This is a genomic window from Verrucosispora sp. SN26_14.1 (assembly GCF_004307965.1).
In the GTDB taxonomy this organism is placed as follows: Bacteria; Actinomycetota; Actinomycetes; order Mycobacteriales; family Micromonosporaceae; genus Micromonospora.
The window spans coordinates 1-1,760 of record NZ_SISL01000744.1 but is presented as its reverse complement, the minus strand read 5'-3'; the positions used below and the strand labels follow the sequence as shown (position 1 = coordinate 1,760).

Below are 1,760 nucleotides of genomic sequence, written 5' to 3'. Positions count from 1 at the left end.
TGCTTGTCGAGGTTGGCCAGTTCCTGCTCGACGCCGGCGACGGCGGCGGCGGGTACGCCGGAGAGCTTGTCCCGGACCGTCGGGCAGTTCGCCGTCTGCGCCGCCCCGGCGCTGTCGTCGGCGGAGGCCAGCGTCAAGCCCGCGCCGAGCAGCGCGACCGCGAGGATGCCGACGCCGCCGACTTTCAGGGCGGCTTGCTTCCGCTGCTTCTGGGTACGCCTGACCATGATTCTCTCCTCATGAATGACCGCCGGGCGGGCCGACCGCGTCGGCGGCCGCCGGCTGAAGCGCCGTGGGAAGCCCGGGAGCCTCGACAGCGGCGGCCGTTCCGCATGCCGGAGCCTGTCCCGGGGTGACCGTCGGACGCGCTTCGGGAGCGCTCCCGCCGCAGGTCCGAACGTTGTGGTGTGTTCGGCTGTGGATACGGGGGGCGCGCGGGATCGGTTCAACCGGTGCGTGTGGAAGATCCGCACCCTCGCGTCGAGTCGGCGGTCCGACCGATCGGGTGCGGCCGCCGATCGTGCCGTTAGTCTGCGTCTTCATGAGCGTCCGGGCCTTCTCCGTCGCCGTCGTCGTCCTCGCGATCGTGGCGATCCCCGCGACTGCCGGTGCGGCTGCGATCACCGACCGTGTCGCCGCCGTGTCGCCGCCGCCTGCTGCGCCGGCCGCCACGCCGACTGCTGCGGTGCCCTGCCCGAAGGCCGTCGCGCCGAAGGTGACCCGCTCGCCCCGGCCGACCCCGCCACCCTCGGACCCGGAGCACCGGGTGGTCGGCGGGGAGCCGCTGGCGACCTCGGGACTCGTCGTGCCGCCGGGCGTACCGGCCCCGCCGAGGGTGACCGCGACCTCGTGGCTGGTGGCCGATCTGGACACCGGCACCGTGCTCGGTGGCTGTGGCCCGCACGAGTACGCCACCCCGGCCAGCGTGCAGAAACTGCTGCTGGCCGCGACCATGCTGCCCCGACTCGATCCGGAGCAGGTGATCAGGGTGACCCGGGAGGACCTGGACATCGCGCCCGGCTCGTCGGCGGTCGGGCTGCTGCCCGGTGGCCGGTACCGGGTGGAGACGCTCTGGCTCGGTCTGCTGTTGCAGTCCGGCAACGAGGCGGCCAACGCGCTGGCCCGCCTCGGCGGTGGCCCGGACGGTGCGGCGGGCGGGGTGCGGGCGATGAACGAGTACGCCCGGCACCTCGGCGCGTTGCAGACGCACGCGGTCACGCCGTCCGGGTTGGACGGTCCGGGGCAGTTCACCAGCGCGTACGACCTGGCGCTGATCGCCCGGGCCTGCTTCGCCGACCCGACGTTCCGCCGGTACGCGCTCACCGAACGCACCCGGATCCCGGCCCAGCGGGGGCTGGGCGCCAGGGGTTTCCAGATCCAGAACGAGAACCAGCTCGTGCACCGCTATCCGGGTGCGCTGGGCGGCAAGACCGGCTTCACCGACTACGCACGGCACACCTACGTCGGCGCCGCCGAGCGCGACGGTCGCCGGTTGGTGGTCACGCTGCTCGGTGCCGAGCCCCGACCGCAGCGCGGCTGGGAGCAGGGTGCCGCCCTGCTCGACTGGGGTTTCCGGCTGCCCCGGGAGGCCGGCGTGGGTCGGCTGGTGGAGCCGGGGGAGTGGGACGCCGCACGAACGCCCGTACCGCCTTCGCCGGCCCTGCCCGCGCCGGCCGAGGCGCCGCCGGTGAGCACCACGACCTCGGCCACCGTCGACGACCGCCCGGGCGCGGGCACGGTCGTGGCGCTGGCGGTCGGCG

Annotated in this window: 1 protein-coding gene and 1 pseudogene; one reads left to right on the top strand and one right to left on the bottom strand. The window is 74.5% G+C overall.

The annotated features are described in order from the left end of the window. Positions 1 to 227: pseudogene (locus EYA84_RS31530) on the bottom strand (hypothetical protein); the annotation flags it as partial. A gap of 314 nt (positions 228 to 541) precedes the next feature. Here EYA84_RS31530 and EYA84_RS31525 point away from each other — a divergent pair. Beyond that, positions 542 to 1,760, top strand: a 1,219-nt coding sequence (locus EYA84_RS31525; protein ID WP_131057818.1) for a D-alanyl-D-alanine carboxypeptidase family protein, incomplete at its 3' end; no start/stop codon positions are given.